Source organism: Phreatobacter sp. (assembly GCF_027532945.1).
Lineage (GTDB): Bacteria > Pseudomonadota > Alphaproteobacteria > Rhizobiales > Phreatobacteraceae > Phreatobacter.
Genome location: NZ_JAPZTZ010000008.1, coordinates 39,687 through 54,557, shown reverse-complemented (window position 1 = coordinate 54,557; position 14,871 = coordinate 39,687). Strand labels below are relative to the sequence as shown.

Genomic DNA, 14,871 nt, shown 5'->3' with positions numbered 1-14,871 from the left:
CCCGCGGGACGGACGACGGCATGATCCCCAACGAACCGAAGATCACCCCCGAACTGGTTGCCAGCCACGGCCTGAAGCCGGATGAATACCAGCGGATCCTTGAGCTCATCGGCCGCGAGCCGACCATCACCGAGCTCGGCATCTTCTCGGCCATGTGGAACGAGCACTGCTCCTACAAGTCGAGCCGCCTCCACCTGAAGACGCTGCCCACCAAGGCGCCCTGGGTCATCCAGGGCCCGGGCGAGAATGCCGGCGTCATCGACATCGGCGACGGGCTCGCCGCCGTCTTCAAGATGGAGAGCCACAACCACCCGTCCTATATCGAGCCCTACCAGGGCGCGGCGACGGGCGTCGGCGGCATCCTGCGCGACGTCTTCACCATGGGCGCGCGGCCGATCGCGGCGCTCAACGCCCTGCGCTTCGGCGACCCGGCCCATCCGAAGACCCGCCACCTCGTGGCGGGCGTCGTCGCCGGCGTCGGCGGCTATGGCAATTCCTTCGGGGTGCCCACCGTCGGCGGCCTCGTCGGCTTCCACACCCGCTATGACGGCAATTGCCTCGTCAATGCCATGGCGGTCGGCCTCGCCCGCACCGATGGTATTTTCTACGCCAAGGCCACCGGCGTCGGCATGCCCATCGTCTATCTCGGCTCGAAGACCGGCCGCGACGGCATCCATGGGGCCACCATGGCCTCGGCCGAGTTCGGCGAGGGCGCCGAGGAGAAGCGCCCGACCGTGCAGGTCGGCGATCCCTTTGCCGAGAAGCTGCTGCTCGAGGCCTGCCTCGAGATCATGGAGAAGGATTGCGTCATCGCCATCCAGGACATGGGCGCGGCGGGCCTCACCTGCTCGGCGGTGGAGATGGGCGCCAAGGGCGACCTCGGCGTCGAGCTGCACCTTGAAAACGTGCCGACCCGCGAGGCCGGCATGACGGCCTATGAGATGATGCTGTCGGAGAGCCAGGAGCGCATGCTCATGGTGCTGAAGCCCGAGAAGGAAGAGGAGGCCAAGGCCATCTTCCGCAAGTGGGGCCTCGACTTCGCCGTCATCGGCCACACCACCGATGACCTGCGCTTCCGCATCAAGCTGAAGGGCGAGCTGATGGCCGACCTGCCGATCAAGGAGCTCGGCGACGAGGCGCCGCTCTACGACCGGCCGCATGTGCCGACGCCGAAGAAGCCCGTCATCGCTGCGGAGGCGGTCCAGCCGCCGCTGTCGAACCGCGACGCGCTGCTGAAGCTGATCGCGACGCCGGACCTGTCGTCGAAGCGCTGGGTCTATGAGCAGTACGACTCGATCATCCTCGGCAACACGGTGCAGCGCCCGGGCGGCGATTCCGCCGTCATTCGCGTCGAGAACGGGCCGAAGGGCCTCGCCATGACCTGCGACGTGACGCCCCGCTATTGCGAGGCCGATCCGGTCGAGGGCGGCAAGCAGGCGGTGGCCGAGGTCTATCGGAACCTCTCGGCCGTCGGCGCGCTGCCGCTGGCCATCACCGACAACCTCAATTTCGGCAATCCGGAGCGGCCGGAGATCATGGGCCAGCTCGTCGGCTGCATCCGCGGCATCGGCGAGGCCTGCCGCGAACTCGACTTCCCCGTCGTCTCGGGCAACGTCTCGCTCTACAACGAGACGCAGGGCCGCGCGATCCTGCCGACCCCGACCATCGGCGGCGTCGGCGTGCTCGACGATTTCACCAAGAGCGTCACCATTGCGCCGAAGAGCGCAGGCGAGCAGGTCTTCCTGCTCGGCGAGACCAAGGGCTGGCTCGGCCAGTCGGTCTATCTGCGCGACATCTGCGGCCGGGAGGAGGGCGCACCGCCCCCCGTCGACCTCACCGCGGAGCGCCGCCATGGCGAGTTCGTCCGGGCGCTGGCCGCCGAGGGCCTGCTCACCGCCTGCCATGACCTCTCTGATGGCGGCCTCGCCGTGGCGCTGGCCGAGATGGCCATGGCCTCCGGCCAGGGCATCACGGTGGAGACCCTGTCGCATGACGTGCCGGCGCATGGCTTCTGGTTCGGCGAGGACCAGGGCCGCTATGTGCTGGTGGTGCGCGAGGCCGATGTGGAGACGCTGGCAACCCGCGCTGCCGGTGCCGACATCGAGCTGCGGCGCCTTGGCGCGACGGGCGGGGCCGCGTTGACCCTCCCGGGTGAGGAACCCATACTGGTGAAGGACTTGAAGGATGCCTTCGAGTCGTGGCTGCCGGCCTATATGGGCCGGGCGGCCTGAGGAGAGCCTGACATGCCGATGGCCGCGGCCGATATCGAGCGGATGATCAAGGAAGCGCTTCCCGACGCGAAGGTCGAGATCAAGGATCTCGCGGGCGACGGCGATCATTACGCCGCCACCGTGATCTCCGAGGCCTTCCGCGGCAAGTCGCGCGTCCAGCAGCATCAGCTCGTCTATGCGGCGCTCAAGGGCAAGATGGGCGGCGTGCTCCACGCCCTGGCGCTGACCACCAGCGCGCCGGCCTGAGGCGCCCGCCGGTTATCGCGAGCAGCTGCAAGGGGATCTGCGCGGCGTGGATGGCCCGCCGGGCGTCGTTCGGGCGCAGTCCGCGGCGATTGGTGCGTGAATTCCCGCTTGCAAGGACTCGACCGAAGCGCAATCAATGCCCACCTGACGGACATCCGGGTCTCATCGAGCCCGCTCCAGCGAGAGAGTGCCATGACCAATCCCGCCTACGACAAGATCGACGCCGAGGTCAAGTCCAATGACGTCGTGCTCTTCATGAAGGGCACCGCGCAGTTCCCGATGTGCGGCTTCTCCGGCCAGGTCGTCCAGATCCTCGACTATCTCGGCGTGCCGTTCAAAGGCGTGAACGTCCTCGACTCCGACGAGATCCGCCAGGGTATCAAGGACTATTCGAACTGGCCGACCATCCCCCAGCTCTACGTCAAGGGTGAGTTCGTCGGTGGCTGCGACATCACCCGCGAGATGTTCCAGTCGGGCGAGCTCGTCCAGCTGATGAAGGAAAATGGCGTGCCGGTCCGCGAGGCCACCGCCTGATCCATTGCGTCTGCGCCGGGCGGACCTGCGACATCCTGCCCGGAAGTTGCCATGATCGGCTGCGAGAGGCATAAGGCAGCGGGGCACCGGGAGGTGCCCCCGTTCATTGCGCGGCGTCCGCCGCGTTGCCCCGGCCTTCGGGCCAGCCCATGGCCGCCTCTGCGGCGGCCGCAAGCCACGGGACCGCGTCGCCCCGCATGACCAGAGCCGTCCGACGATTGCGCGCCGCGCTTGTTCTCGCGTCCCGCCAGCCGCTGCGGGCCGCCGCCATCGGTGCCCTCGTCGCCGCATCCACGCCCTGCCTCGCCCAGCAGAGCCTCGGCTTCCAGGCTGGCACCGCTCCCGCCGGCAGCGCCATCGGCGGCACGGGCGGCCAGCCGCTGAACCTCCTCTCGCCCAGTTTCATCGCGCCCCTGCCGCGGCAGGCGATCCCGCCGCGTGGTGGCGCCGTTCCGGGGGCAGTCGCGGCCCCCGCCGTCGCCGCGGCCCCGACGATGACCGCTCCGATGCCGCTGCCGCGTCCCGAGGCCGCGCCGCGCGCCGTCATCACCCAGGCGAGTGCTCCCGCCGCCGTCGCGGCCGGCATGGCGCCGGCCATGGCCGCCACCGCGCAGCCGCCTGTCGCCGCTGCTCCCGCTGCCGTGCCGCCCGCTGCCGTCGCCGAGGCGCCGCCGCTGCTTCGCCCCTCCATGGACGAGTGGCCGCAGGATGAGGACCGCAGCCGCATCATCATTCCTGGCGCCTACCAGCGCCCGCAGCCGCAGCCGCAGACCGGCATCGAGGCGATCGCCGCCGCGGCGCCGCAGCAAGCCCGTCCGAACGAACCGCAATTGCCGGCCCGCGCCGTTGCCTTCCATGCTCCGGTGCCGATCGTGCGGCCGGGCGCCACCACGATCGTGCCGGTCTCGACCGGTCCCGTCACGGTGGCCGCGCCGCAGCTTGCTTCCGCCGGCTCGGTGCCGGTGAGCCTCACCACCCAGGGCAGCGCCACGACCACGGTCGTCCCGTCGGCGCCCGCCGGCAGCCTGCCCGGCGCCCAGCAGGCCATCATCCAGACGCGGCCGACGCCTGCCACCGGCCCGGTCCTCGCTGCCCTGCCGCCGGATGGCGGTGCCCGCGACTGGCCGCGCTACGTGCCCGGCGCCCGCGGCACCGACCGCAACCTCGGCATTGCCGGCGAGCGCGTCATGGCCGATCCCGGCGTGCCGCTGACCTGCCTGCCGGCGCCCGTCCGCCGCGCTCTCAACGATGTCGCCCTGCGCTTCGGGCCGATCATCGTGCGCTCCACCCACCGCGGCAACGGCACCTTCGTGCGCACCGATGCCTGGCGCGGCTCCTATCACCGCGACTGCCGCGCCGCCGATTTCCGCGTCTCGGGTGATCCTTCCGCCATAATCGCCTTCCTGCGCACGCGGCCCGACCTTGGCGGCGTCAAGCGCTACCGCAACGGCCTGTTCCACATCGACAACGGCCCGCGCCGGTCCTGGTGAGAGGTTCCCGGCGCGATCCATTCGCGCCGATGATCCGCCCATCAGATCCCTGAATTTGCCTCCGCCGGCTTATCCCGCCACCTTCCCGGTTCATCGCGGGAGGAACCCATGCTGCTCGTCGGAATGCTCGACAGTCCCTATGTGCGCCGCGCGGCCATCGCCGGCACGGTGCTGGGGATCCCCTTCGAGCACCAGTCGGTGTCGGTGTTCCGGCACATGGACCGCTTCCGCGCCATCAATCCGCTGATCAAGGCGCCGTCGCTGGTCGCCGATGACGGCACGGTGCTGATGGAGTCGCAGCTCATCATCCAGCACATGGAGGATGTGGCGGGCAAAAGCCTCAGGCCAGCCGATCCGGCGGCGCGGCTTGCTGACCTCAGGGCGACGGCGCTCGCCATCGTCACCTGCGAGAAGGCCATTGCCATCGAGTACGAGCGCAAGCGCCCGGAGGCGATCCGCTACGCGCCGTGGTTCGACCGCGTGACCGATCAGCTGGATGAGGCCCTGGCCTTGGTCGAGGAGATCGCCGCAGCGCGCTGGACATCGCTGCCGGAGGTCTGGACCCATGGGGCGATCGGCGCGGCGGTGGCCTGGGGTTTCATCCGCTTCACCATTCCCGATGCAGTGCCCGCCGACGCCTATCCGGCGCTCGCCGCCCATGCGGCGCGCTGCGAGGCGACGGAGCTCTTCAAGCACTGGCCGATCGACCGCGAGACCCCGTGAGGGGGGGTCGGCTCAAGTCTCAAGGCAACTGACATGCAAAAAGGCCGCCCGGTGGGGCGGCCTTTTCCTTGTCCTGCCGGGGCAGGGAAAAATCAGCGCGAGTAGAACTCGACGACCAGCGAGGGTTCCATCTGCGTGGCGTAGGGAACCTCGGAGAGGGTCGGAACGCGCGACAGCTTGGCGACGCCCTTGCCGTGATCGGCCTCGATATAGTCGGGAACGTGACGCTCGCCGGACTGGATGGCCTCCATGTAGAGGATCATCTGGCGGGAGGTTTCCTTCACCTCGACCACATCGCCGATCTTCAGCTTGTAGGACGGGATGTTGACGCGGCGGCCGTTGACCTTCACGTGGCCGTGGTTGACGAACTGACGGGCAGCGAAGACCGTCGGCACGAACTTGGCGCGGTAGACGACGGCGTCGAGGCGGCGCTCCAGCAGGCCGATCAGGTTCTCGCCGGTGTCGCCCTTCACCCGGACGGCTTCGGTGTAGACGGCGCGGAACTGCTTCTCGGAAATGTTGCCGTAATAGCCCTTCAGCTTCTGCTTGGCCTTCAGCTGGGTGCCGAAGTCGGAGAGCTTGGACTTGCGGCGCTGGCCGTGCTGGCCCGGGCCGTATTCGCGGCGGTTCACCGGGCTCTTTGGACGACCCCAGATGTTCTCGCCCATACGGCGATCGATCTTGTACTTGGCATTATGACGCTTCGACATCGCGTGTCCCTTGTCGTTCGTGTTCGATAGGAGACGCGCCCTCCTCTTGTCCGGCCTGACGGTGGAAATGCCAGGGCATTTCCCCCTCGGGGACACGACAGGTCGGTCACATGGACCGGCCGCGGGTGCGCAATCCCGCCGGCTCGCCCGAAAGCGACCCGTCAGGAAGCGGCGTCCTTAGCCGCGACGGCTTGCGATGTCAATGAAGCGGCAGGGATTCCACCCGCGTCTCGGCAAGGCCAAAGCCCGCAAAGACCGGGGTGAGGCCGGCAATCGCCGCGCCGCCGGTGAGGAGGGCAGTGGCCGTGGCGGCCGGACGGCCAACAAGGGCGGGCCCGAGGATCTGCGTGACGCGCCGGGCGATGGCCGGGGCGGGGTCGATCCAGGCGACCGGCCAGGGGGCGAGGGTGGCGAAGATCTCGGCGAGGAGGGGGTAGTGGGTGCAGGCGAGCACGACGGCGTCCGTGCGCCGGCCGTCCTCTTCGACGAAGCAGGGGGCGATTTCGGCGGCGATGGCCGTAAGGTCCGCGGTTTCGCCGCGCATGGTCGCCTCGGCCAGGCCCGCGAGGCGGGGCGAGCCGACGAGCGTGACGGCGCAGTCGCCGCGATATTCGGCCACCAGCGCCTTCGTGTAGTCGCGGGCGACGGTGCCCGGCGTTGCCAGAACGCTGACGAGGCGGCTCCGCGAGGTCTCGCAGGCCGGCTTCACCGCCGGCACGGTGCCGACCACCGGCAGCGCGAAGCGCGCGCGCAACTGCGGCAGGACGAGGGTGGAGGCGGTGTTGCAGGCAATCACGATGCAATCCGGCGCGTAGGCCGCGACCAGCCGCTCCATGACCTGCAGGACGCGGGCGACGAGATGGTCCTCCGAGAGCGCGCCATAGGGGAAGGCGGCGTCGTCGGCGCAATAGACGAAGCGGGCATCGGGGCGGGCGCGCACCAGCTCGCGGTGGACGGTGAGGCCGCCGAGGCCGGAATCGAAGACCAGGATGGTCGGGGCGCGGCCACCGCGCGGCGCGGCGGAGGGCAGGGGCTGTTTCATGCCGGCCAGGGGATCGAAGGCGATACGCATCACGCACCTTCACGCGGAGAGACGGCGGAAGTCTGGCCGCAAAGCGTTAAGGTTTCGCGAGTCTTTCAGGACATGCCGCGGCACAGGGCAGCCGCGCGGGCGTCGGCGTTGACGGCTGGGGCGCCGCCGCCCCATCACTTACGAAAATCCGGGGCGCGATGCCTTCGGACCCGAGGGAGGACATCCATGCACCAGCCGCCGAAGCCCTATGAGCTCGCCCGACGCCTGCGCGCCGGCGAGAGCCTGTTCACCGCCTGGATGAGCATGCCGGAGCCGCTGCTGGCCGATCTCGTGGCGCGCGAGGGCTTCGACGCCGTCACCTTCGACATGCAGCATTCCTCGGTCGACCTGCTCTCGGCGATGCGCGGCATCTCCGCGGTGAACCATGCCGGCAAGCCGGCGGGCGTGCGGATCGCCCTCGATGCCTTCGGCGATGGCGCGCGCCTCCTCGACGTCGGCGCCGAGATCATCATCGCGCCGATGATCAACTCGGTGGCGGATGCCAAGAAGTTCGCTTCGGCCGTGAAGTACCCGCCGCTTGGCGACCGCTCCTGGGGCGGCAACCGTTTCGTCCAGCTCACCGGCATGAACCCGCAGGACTATCTGCGCCAGGCCAACGAGATGACCGTGGCGCTCGCCATGATCGAGACGACGGCGGCGCTCGCGGCGGTCGACGACATTCTCGCGGTCCCCGGCATCGACGGTGTCTTCGCCGGCCCCTCGGACCTCTCCATCACGCTGCTGAAGGGCGAGAAGCTCGACCCGAACCACCAGGTGGTGAAGGACGCCTTCGCGAAGATCCTCGCGGCGGCCAAGAAGGCCGGCAAGCTCACCGGCTGCTATGCGCCGAGCCCGGAGCGGGCGAAGGAGCTGGCGGCCGAGGGCTGGGGCTTCATCACGCTGATCAACGACAGCCTGATGGTGCGCGGCGGCGCGCAGCAGGCGCTGAAGGCGGTCAGGGGCTGAGGGTTCGGCTAGTCCGCGACCTTGCCGCCGAAGCTCAGCAGATAGCCGTTGGGATCGCGGATGGCGAATTCGGTCAGGCCGTAGGGCATGGCCTGCGGGCCCCACTCGGCCTCGCAGGCGTGCCTCACCAGGTCCCACAGGCCGAGCACGTCGTCGACATAGATGTACTGCGTCGCGGTGGCGTGGGGCGCGCCGAGATGGGCGTTGCGCATGAACATGAGCGCGACGCCGTCGCGCTCCATGCGGCACCAGCCGGCGCCGTCATCGGCGGTGCAGGTGAAACCGAGCACTGTTTCGTACCACGCCCGCGTCCGGGCGAGGTCGGTGGCCTGCAGCATCGGCACGAGGCTTTCGAACCGCATGGGTTCCTCCCGCCTCACCCCAGCGCCTTGAGGAAGCCCGCAAACCGCATCAGCCCCTCCGGCCAGGGACCATGGCCCGAGGCGGCGTTGATGTGGCCGGCATCGCCGGCATCCGCCACGGCCGCACCCCAGGCGTAGCCTATGTCCTCGGCACGGCGATAATCGCAGTGCGGATCGGTGCGGCTCGCCACCAGGACCGAGGGGAAGGGCAGGGGGTCGCGGGGGATCGGCGCGAAATGGCGCTCGACCTCGGCGATATTGGCATGTTCCTCGATGTCGGGGAGGCCGACGAGGAAACCGCCGGCGACCAAGCCCTTCGGAAAGAGCGGCGCGGCATGGGCGATGGTGACCACCCCCAGCGAGTGGCCGACCAGGATCACCGGGCGCGAGCAGGAGGCAACCGCAGTGGCGAGATTGTCCACCCAGCGCTCCTTCTCCGGCCTGTGCCAGTCGCCGAGATGAACGCGCCGCGCGGTGGGCAGCTTCGCCTCCCAGCGGGACTGCCAATGGTCGTCATCGGAATTGGTGAAGCCGGGAACGATGAGGATGTCGGCGTCGGCGGTGCGCATGGGTCAGTCCGGCAGGATGGTGATGCCCTCGACCAGGGCCGCCGCTCTCATGCGGCGATCCAGCGTGGCGAGCGGCCGTTCCAGCCGGATCGCACAGTCGAGGTAGGAAGCGTCATAGGGCGTCAGATCGTGGATCCGCACCAGCCGGCCGACATCGGAGAAGGTGACCGCGGCATTGGTCGTGCTGACACGCACGTTGAGGAGCTGCGCCGCGGCGAGGGCTTCGGCGGCGAGCTCCGCGGACAGAAGTCCGCGGGTCACCTTGCGACGGATCACATGCATGATTTCAAGCGCCCAGATGGCGGGAACGACTGCGTCGGTGACAGCGATGGTGTTGAGATAGCGCTCGGTGTCGTCACTTTGCTCGTCTGGCGACAAGGCCGCGATGGTGATTGAGGCATCAATCACGATGGTCATCGGTGGCCTTCGTCGCGAAGCTCGCGGACCTCGTCCTGCGTCAGCGACACGCCTTCCTCACGCATCCTGTCGCGGACGCGCCGGAATGCAGCCTTGATCTCTTCCGGATCATGCCGCCGCTGGACTGGGACGATCTGCACGAAGGGCTCGCCGCGCTTGGTGACGATGACCTCCTCGCCCGCGAAGGCCCGTTCGGCCAGCGCCGAGAACTGGTTCTTGGCCTCGAGAATGCCGACCTTCATGATCGTGCTCCGATCTGGCTAGCTTGCTGGCCAGATTAGCACGGTCCGGCTTCTCCCGTCACGCTTCGCCGAAAACCCGGCGGAAGATCGTGTCGACATGCTTCAGATGATAGCCGAGGTCGAACTTCTCCTCGAGCTCGGCTTCCGACAGCGCGGCGCGCACCTCGGGGTCGGCCTTCAGCAGGGTGAGGAACTCGCCCTCGCCGCGCCAGACCGGCATGGCATTGCGCTGGACCAGCCGGTAGGAATCCTCGCGGCTGACGCCCTTCTGGGTGAGGGCCAGCAGCACGCGCTGCGAATGGACGAGGCCGCCGAGCCGGTCGAGGTTCTTCTGCATGTTGGCGGGATAGATCAGCAGCTTGTCGATGACGCCGGTGAGGCGAACGAGCGCGAAGTCGAGGGTGATCGTCGCGTCGGGGCCGATCATGCGCTCGACCGAGGAGTGGGAGATGTCGCGCTCGTGCCAGAGGGCGACGTTCTCCATGGCCGGCATGGCCATGCCGCGCACGAGGCGGGCAAGGCCCGTGAGGTTCTCGGTCAGCACCGGGTTACGCTTGTGCGGCATGGCCGAGGAGCCTTTCTGGCCCTCGGAGAAGAACTCTTCCGCCTCCAGAACCTCGGTGCGCTGGAGGTGGCGGATCTCGGTGGCGAGCCGCTCGATGCACGAGGCGACGACGCCGAGCGTCGCGAAGAACATGGCGTGACGGTCGCGCGGGATGACCTGCGTCGAGACCGGCTCGACCTTGAGGCCCATGGCCTTGGCCACATGGTCCTCCACCCGCGGGTCGATCTGCGCGAAGGTGCCGACCGCGCCGGAAATGGCGCAGGTGCGGATCTCTTCGCGGGCCGCCTCGAGGCGGGCGAGGCAGCGGTCGAACTCGGCATAGGCCTGGGCGAGCTTGACGCCGAAGGTGGTCGGCTCGGCATGGATGCCGTGCGAGCGGCCGATGGTCGGGGTCATCTTGTGCTCGAAGGCGCGCCGCTTGAGCGCCGCGAGCAGCGCCTTCACGTCGGCGATGAGCAGGTCGGAGGCGCGCACCAGCTGGACGTTGAAGCAGGTGTCGAGCACGTCGGAGGAGGTCATGCCCTGGTGGACGAAGCGCGAGTCCGGGCCGATGAACTCCGCGAGGTGCGTCAGGAAGGCGATGACGTCGTGCTTCACCTCGCGTTCGATGGCGTCGATGCGGGCGACGTCGAAGGTCACGTCCTTGGCCTTGGCCCAGATGTTGGCCGCGGATTCCTTCGGGATCACGCCGAGCTCGGCGAGGGCGTCGCAGGCATGGGCCTCGATCTCGAACCAGATGCGGAACTTGGTCTGCGGGTCCCAGATGGCGGTCATTTCGGCGCGGGAATAGCGCGGGATCATGGGACAGGCCTCGGCGGGTGGAAAATCGCCCGCGGCTTAGCAGGGACGGGCGCGGGCGGCAATCGGCCTCAGGCCGGGCGGCGGAAGGCGCGCCAGGCCAGCGCCGTCACCACGACCGGCAGGGCGAGGCCAAAGGGCCACCAGAGGCGGAAGGCCGTCGTCGCCCAGAGATAGAGCGCCGAGCCCACCCCGAGCAGGTGATGGAGCAGCCCCATTTCACCGTCCACATCCTCCGCGAAAGCGGTGGAACGCTGCAGCACAGCGAAGACGAGGCCGGGCGCCACCAGCATCACGCCGAGCGTGCCGATGAAGGCGAGGCCGAGCCAGAAGGCGAGCGGCGGGCCGGGAAAGCGGGCGCGCAGGGCTTCGAGCAGCCACCAGGCCAGCGCGATGCCGGGCAGGAGCGGCAGGGCCTGGAGACAGATGACCTGCAGGCTGCGCCAGGAGGGCGCGTGGCCGGCCAGCAGCGAGGCTGGCAAGGCGGCGATGAGGGCGATGGCGGTGGTGATGAGGCCGGCGCGCAACGCCCTTCCCCAGACGCCGGGGGGCAAGGGCGACGGCGTTGGCCGCGATGCGGCAGCGGGCTTGGCAGCGCGCTTGCGGGGCGTCTTGCCCGCTCCCGCGGCGGAGCCTTTCCGGTCCATGGTCGCTGCCTTCTGTGCCATGGCGAGAGGATAGGGCGGGCGGGTTGACGGGTGCTGAATGAGTGGCACACCCGTCGACTTATCCCCATCCCCTGATGCGGCGCGATCCTTCTCGCAGACCCGGCGATCCCGCCGGCAACCGAAGAGGTCGCCATGCCGCACACCACCAAGCCGCAAGCCGCCGTCTCCGCCATTACCCCTCCCGTATTTGTTGTCGCCGCCCACCGGCTACTCGCCGACGGGCGCCCGGTGCCGTTCCGCCCCTCGCCGCATGGCGGCAGCCCCATCCGGCCCGCCTATCTCGTGCTGCATTACACGGCGGGGCTCACCGCCGCTTCCGCGATCGGCTGGTTTCTCGATCCCAGGGCCAAGGCCTCGGCCCATCTCGTAATCGGCCGCGACGGGGCGGTGACGCAGATGATGGCCTTCGACCGCAGCGCCTGGCATGCGGGGGTAAGCGCCTTTGCCGGGCTCACCGGCCTCAACAGCCATTCCATCGGCATCGAGATGGTCAATGCCGGCAAGCTGGTGCGCGGCCCGGCCGGCGGCTGGCGGACCTGGACGGGTGATCCGGTGCCCGAGGCCGATGTGCTGATCGCCCGCCACCGCAACGAGCCGTCAGATGCCGCCTGGCACCGCTACAGCGAGGCGCAGGTCGCGACGGTCGCTGCCATCGGCGCGGCGCTCCACTTGGCCTATCGGTTCAAGGGCGTGGTGGGGCACGAGGACATCGCCCCGCGCCGTAAGGTCGACCCGGGCCCGGCCTTCCCGCTGGCCGAGGTGGCGTCAAGGATCATGGGAAATGGGTGACGCCCGGCGCATTCCGGGCTGGACGGCTCACCTCTCCCCGGTGGGGGAGCCCCTCACACCATCGTGCCGCGGGCAGTCTCCGCAGCTTGGCGGATGGCCGTGATGTTCGGCGCATAGGCGGCGGTTCCGCCCTTGAACACGGCGGAGCCGGCGACCAGCACGGTGGCGCCGGCGGCCGCGACCTGCGGCGCTGTCGCCGGTGTCACGCCGCCATCGATCTCGATGAGGATGTCGCGGCCGGCGATCATTTGGCGGATCTCGGCGATCTTCTCGACCTGGCTGCCGATGAAGGCCTGGCCGCCGAAGCCCGGATTGACCGTCATCACGACCACGAGGTCGACGAGGTCGAGCACATGGGCGATGGCGCTGGCGGGAGTCGCGGGGTTGAGCGCCACGCCCGCCTTCTTGCCAAGCCCCCGGATGGCCTGGAGCGAGCGGTGGAGATGGGGGCCGGCCTCGGCATGGACCGAGATGACATCCGCGCCGGCCTTGGCGAAGGCCTCGAGATAGGGATCGGCCGGAGTGATCATCAGGTGGACGTCGAAGACCTTGGCGGAATGGGGCCGCAGCGCCTTCACCACGTCGGGCCCGAAGGTGATGTTGGGGACGAAATGGCCGTCCATCACGTCGAGATGGATCCAGTCGGCGCCGGCGGTATCGGCAGCACGGACCTCCTCGCCCAGCCGGGCGAAGTCGGCGGCGAGGATCGACGGGGCGATGAGGATCGGGTTGGCCATGGCCGGCTCCGGGCGTGACGGGATGGGCCGGCGGGTAGCATGAGGCAAGGTGCGCGGGCAATGAGGAGCAGCCATCGCTTGCGGCGCAGCAAGGCTGCCGGCAATCTGGCTCCGCTTCCCCCGACTGATTTTGCAAGGCCGCGGCCCATTCCATGACTGCTCTTCACGACGTTCTCGTTCTCGGCGCCGGCATGGTCGGCGTCTCGACGGCGCTGCATGCGCGGATGCGCGGGTTGCATGTGGTCCTGGTGGACCGCCGCCAGCCGGGCGAGGAGACGAGCTACGGCAATTCCGGCGTCGTCGATGGCGGCAACCTCTTCCCCGTCGCCATGCCGCGCGACCTGCCGACGCTGTTCAAACACGCGCTCAACCGGCAGACCGCCTCGCACTATCACCTCTCCGCTCTGCCGCAGGTCGGGCGCTGGATGTTCGATTACTGGCGCTGGTCGGCGCCGGAAAAGCTCGAGGATACCGCGCGGGTGATGCGCCCCTTCTTCGCACAAGCCGTGGAGTGCCATCGCGAGCTGATGGCGGTGGCGGGCGCCGAGCGCTATTTCCGCCAGACCGGCTGGCTGGAGCTCTACCGGCGGCCGGAGAGCCTTGCCGCCCAGGACCGCCGCCTCGCCCTGTCGCGCGACTACGGCCTCGACAACGTCAAGCTCACCAAGGCCGAGACGCTGGAGCTGGAGCCCCATCTGAAGGGCGATTTCGCCGGCTCGATCTGGTGCAAGGGGGCCGACACGGTGTCGAACCCGGGCGGCGTCACCAAGGCCTATGCCGAGGCCTTCACCCGCACCGGCGGGCGCTTCGTCATCGGCGACGCCATGACGCTGGAGAAGGTCGAGGGTGGCTACCAGGTCCAGACGGCCGAGGGACCGGTCCTGGCGCGGCAGGTCGTCGTCGCACTTGGCATCTGGTCGAAGGCGCTGGTGGCGAAGTTCGGCTATTCCGTGCCGCTCTCGGCCAAGCGCGGCTATCACCGCCACTACAAGCCGACCGGCAATGCCTTCCTCAATCGCCAGGTCTGCGACGAGGATGTCGGCTATGTCCTCTGCCCCATGGAGCAGGGCATTCGCCTCACCACCGGCGTCGAGATCGCGCTGCCCGATGCGCCGGCGACCCCGGTGCAGGTGGAGCGCGCCTTCGCCCATGCCAAGGACCTGTTCGATCTCGGCGAGCCGGTCGAGGCCGAGCCCTGGATGGGTCGCCGACCCGCGACGCCGGATTCGCGGCCGGTGATCGGCGCCGCCCCCCGCCATGAGGGCCTCTGGTTCGCCTTCGGCCACGGCCACTGGGGCTTCACGCTCGGGCCCGCCACCGGCAAGGCGCTTGCCATCGCCATGCAGGGCGCGCCGCAGCCGCTGGACCTCTCGCCCTATCGCATCGACCGCTGGTGAGCGGCCTCAAACGGTGATGTCAAAGAGCCGCGCGGAGGGCAGCACCGCGCTGGCATTGGGCGAGCGCGTCGCTTGGACGGCAGCGGCCTCCTCGGCGCGGCGCATCTCGGCGATCTTGCCGTCATAGACCACGGCGGGCGTCTCGGCTTCGCGCGCTTCGGGCGCGGAGGAGCCGATCTCGGCGGTGGTGCGATTGGCGCGGAGGGCAGCTTCCTCCGTGCGCCGGGATGCTTCCATCCCCGCGGTGTTGGCGCCTGCGGTCGCGCCGGTCGTGCTCACCATGGGTGACACCCTTCCTGGGAGCCCCCCGTCCACCCGCCAGAAAGACACAAGCCGGCCGCGGCTGCGAGCTTTC

18 protein-coding genes are annotated in these 14,871 nt (G+C 69.2%); 8 read left to right on the top strand and 10 right to left on the bottom strand.

Going from position 1 to position 14,871, the window contains the following annotated elements:
• Window positions 1-20 precede the first annotated feature (20 nt).
• The 5 genes from purL (at window position 21) to O9344_RS06175 (ending at window position 5,224) form a co-directional block, all read left to right on the top strand.
• Window positions 21-2,231: a phosphoribosylformylglycinamidine synthase subunit PurL gene (purL, locus tag O9344_RS06195; RefSeq protein ID WP_298474300.1), complete on the top strand. Its 2,211-nt coding sequence runs from the start codon at window positions 21-23 to the stop codon at window positions 2,229-2,231.
• 12 nt (window positions 2,232-2,243) lie between these two features.
• Window positions 2,244-2,477, top strand: coding sequence for a BolA family transcriptional regulator (locus O9344_RS06190; protein WP_298474296.1), 234 nt, complete (start codon window positions 2,244-2,246; stop codon window positions 2,475-2,477).
• Between the two features lie 192 nt (window positions 2,478-2,669).
• Entirely contained in the window at window positions 2,670-3,011 is a 342-nt protein-coding gene (gene grxD / locus O9344_RS06185; protein ID WP_298474293.1) for a Grx4 family monothiol glutaredoxin, read from the top strand.
• A gap of 197 nt (window positions 3,012-3,208) precedes the next feature.
• Complete coding sequence (locus O9344_RS06180) at window positions 3,209-4,501, top strand: D-Ala-D-Ala carboxypeptidase family metallohydrolase (protein WP_298474290.1); 1,293 nt, start codon at window positions 3,209-3,211, stop codon at window positions 4,499-4,501.
• A 108-nt stretch (window positions 4,502-4,609) separates the two neighbouring features.
• On the top strand, window positions 4,610-5,224 hold the full coding sequence (locus tag O9344_RS06175) for a glutathione S-transferase N-terminal domain-containing protein (protein WP_298474287.1): 615 nt from the start codon (window positions 4,610-4,612) through the stop codon (window positions 5,222-5,224).
• A 92-nt stretch (window positions 5,225-5,316) separates the two neighbouring features.
• On the opposite strand, the gene rpsD is transcribed toward O9344_RS06175, so the two are convergent.
• Both rpsD and murI read right to left on the bottom strand, forming a co-directional pair.
• The gene (rpsD, locus tag O9344_RS06170; protein WP_298474284.1) at window positions 5,317-5,934 is read right to left on the bottom strand and encodes a 30S ribosomal protein S4; all 618 of its coding nucleotides are present in this window, start codon (window positions 5,932-5,934) and stop codon (window positions 5,317-5,319) included.
• Between the two features lie 199 nt (window positions 5,935-6,133).
• Window positions 6,134-7,006, bottom strand: a complete 873-nt coding sequence (gene murI, locus O9344_RS06165) for a glutamate racemase (protein WP_298474281.1) — start codon at window positions 7,004-7,006, stop codon at window positions 6,134-6,136.
• Window positions 7,007-7,192: 186 nt separating this feature from the next.
• Between murI and O9344_RS06160 the strand changes: the two genes are divergently transcribed.
• Window positions 7,193-7,972, top strand: coding sequence for an aldolase/citrate lyase family protein (locus O9344_RS06160; protein WP_298474278.1), 780 nt, complete (start codon window positions 7,193-7,195; stop codon window positions 7,970-7,972).
• 8 nt (window positions 7,973-7,980) lie between these two features.
• On the opposite strand, the gene O9344_RS06155 is transcribed toward O9344_RS06160, so the two are convergent.
• From O9344_RS06155 to O9344_RS06130, 6 genes are all read right to left on the bottom strand, one after another.
• On the bottom strand, window positions 7,981-8,334 hold the full coding sequence (locus O9344_RS06155; RefSeq protein ID WP_298474276.1) for a VOC family protein: 354 nt from the start codon (window positions 8,332-8,334) through the stop codon (window positions 7,981-7,983).
• Between the two features lie 14 nt (window positions 8,335-8,348).
• Window positions 8,349-8,903: an alpha/beta hydrolase gene (locus tag O9344_RS06150; RefSeq protein ID WP_298474274.1), complete on the bottom strand. Its 555-nt coding sequence runs from the start codon at window positions 8,901-8,903 to the stop codon at window positions 8,349-8,351.
• A 3-nt stretch (window positions 8,904-8,906) separates the two neighbouring features.
• The gene (locus O9344_RS06145; RefSeq protein ID WP_298474269.1) at window positions 8,907-9,320 is read right to left on the bottom strand and encodes a type II toxin-antitoxin system VapC family toxin; all 414 of its coding nucleotides are present in this window, start codon (window positions 9,318-9,320) and stop codon (window positions 8,907-8,909) included.
• Window positions 9,317-9,562 carry a type II toxin-antitoxin system prevent-host-death family antitoxin gene (locus tag O9344_RS06140; protein ID WP_298474266.1) on the bottom strand — a complete coding sequence of 82 codons (246 nt, stop codon included), beginning with the start codon at window positions 9,560-9,562 and terminating at the stop codon, window positions 9,317-9,319. The genes O9344_RS06145 and O9344_RS06140 overlap by 4 nt, the downstream gene beginning before the upstream one ends.
• Window positions 9,563-9,620: 58 nt before the next feature.
• Window positions 9,621-10,928, bottom strand: a complete 1,308-nt coding sequence (purB, locus tag O9344_RS06135) for an adenylosuccinate lyase (RefSeq protein ID WP_298474263.1) — start codon at window positions 10,926-10,928, stop codon at window positions 9,621-9,623.
• A gap of 68 nt (window positions 10,929-10,996) precedes the next feature.
• Window positions 10,997-11,452 (bottom strand): hypothetical protein, encoded by a 456-nt coding sequence (locus O9344_RS06130; RefSeq protein ID WP_298474261.1) that lies wholly within the window; start codon window positions 11,450-11,452, stop codon window positions 10,997-10,999.
• 273 nt (window positions 11,453-11,725) lie between these two features.
• Here O9344_RS06130 and O9344_RS06125 point away from each other — a divergent pair, with 273 nt between their 5' ends.
• Window positions 11,726-12,382, top strand: coding sequence for an N-acetylmuramoyl-L-alanine amidase (locus O9344_RS06125; protein ID WP_298474258.1), 657 nt, complete (start codon window positions 11,726-11,728; stop codon window positions 12,380-12,382).
• Between the two features lie 53 nt (window positions 12,383-12,435).
• On the opposite strand, the gene rpe is transcribed toward O9344_RS06125, so the two are convergent.
• On the bottom strand, window positions 12,436-13,119 hold the full coding sequence (gene rpe / locus O9344_RS06120; protein ID WP_298474255.1) for a ribulose-phosphate 3-epimerase: 684 nt from the start codon (window positions 13,117-13,119) through the stop codon (window positions 12,436-12,438).
• 152 nt (window positions 13,120-13,271) lie between these two features.
• Here rpe and O9344_RS06115 point away from each other — a divergent pair, with 152 nt between their 5' ends.
• Window positions 13,272-14,516 carry an FAD-dependent oxidoreductase gene (locus O9344_RS06115; protein ID WP_298474251.1) on the top strand — a complete coding sequence of 415 codons (1,245 nt, stop codon included), beginning with the start codon at window positions 13,272-13,274 and terminating at the stop codon, window positions 14,514-14,516.
• Window positions 14,517-14,522: 6 nt separating this feature from the next.
• Here O9344_RS06115 and O9344_RS06110 read toward each other — a convergent pair whose 3' ends face one another.
• The gene (locus O9344_RS06110; protein WP_298474248.1) at window positions 14,523-14,798 is read right to left on the bottom strand and encodes a hypothetical protein; all 276 of its coding nucleotides are present in this window, start codon (window positions 14,796-14,798) and stop codon (window positions 14,523-14,525) included.
• Window positions 14,799-14,871: the final 73 nt, after the last annotated feature.

Bases quoted from the DNA above. Each gene is read 5' to 3' on its own strand.
- grxD (WP_298474293.1), top strand. From the start codon at position 2,670: ATGACCAATCCCGCCTACGACAAGATCGACGCCGAGGTCAAGTCCAAT.
- O9344_RS06145 (WP_298474269.1), bottom strand. From the start codon at position 9,320: ATGACCATCGTGATTGATGCCTCAATCACCATCGCGGCCTTGTCGCCA.
- rpe (WP_298474255.1), bottom strand. From the start codon at position 13,119: ATGGCCAACCCGATCCTCATCGCCCCGTCGATCCTCGCCGCCGACTTC.
- rpsD (WP_298474284.1), bottom strand. From the start codon at position 5,934: ATGTCGAAGCGTCATAATGCCAAGTACAAGATCGATCGCCGTATGGGC.
- murI (WP_298474281.1), bottom strand. From the start codon at position 7,006: ATGCGTATCGCCTTCGATCCCCTGGCCGGCATGAAACAGCCCCTGCCC.
- O9344_RS06175 (WP_298474287.1), top strand. From the start codon at position 4,610: ATGCTGCTCGTCGGAATGCTCGACAGTCCCTATGTGCGCCGCGCGGCC.
- O9344_RS06160 (WP_298474278.1), top strand. From the start codon at position 7,193: ATGCACCAGCCGCCGAAGCCCTATGAGCTCGCCCGACGCCTGCGCGCC.
- O9344_RS06150 (WP_298474274.1), bottom strand. From the start codon at position 8,903: ATGCGCACCGCCGACGCCGACATCCTCATCGTTCCCGGCTTCACCAAT.
- O9344_RS06125 (WP_298474258.1), top strand. From the start codon at position 11,726: ATGCCGCACACCACCAAGCCGCAAGCCGCCGTCTCCGCCATTACCCCT.
- O9344_RS06180 (WP_298474290.1), top strand. From the start codon at position 3,209: ATGACCAGAGCCGTCCGACGATTGCGCGCCGCGCTTGTTCTCGCGTCC.
- O9344_RS06190 (WP_298474296.1), top strand. From the start codon at position 2,244: ATGCCGATGGCCGCGGCCGATATCGAGCGGATGATCAAGGAAGCGCTT.
- purB (WP_298474263.1), bottom strand. From the start codon at position 10,928: ATGATCCCGCGCTATTCCCGCGCCGAAATGACCGCCATCTGGGACCCG.
- purL (WP_298474300.1), top strand. From the start codon at position 21: ATGATCCCCAACGAACCGAAGATCACCCCCGAACTGGTTGCCAGCCAC.
- O9344_RS06140 (WP_298474266.1), bottom strand. From the start codon at position 9,562: ATGAAGGTCGGCATTCTCGAGGCCAAGAACCAGTTCTCGGCGCTGGCC.
- O9344_RS06155 (WP_298474276.1), bottom strand. From the start codon at position 8,334: ATGCGGTTCGAAAGCCTCGTGCCGATGCTGCAGGCCACCGACCTCGCC.
- O9344_RS06115 (WP_298474251.1), top strand. From the start codon at position 13,272: ATGACTGCTCTTCACGACGTTCTCGTTCTCGGCGCCGGCATGGTCGGC.
- O9344_RS06110 (WP_298474248.1), bottom strand. From the start codon at position 14,798: ATGGTGAGCACGACCGGCGCGACCGCAGGCGCCAACACCGCGGGGATG.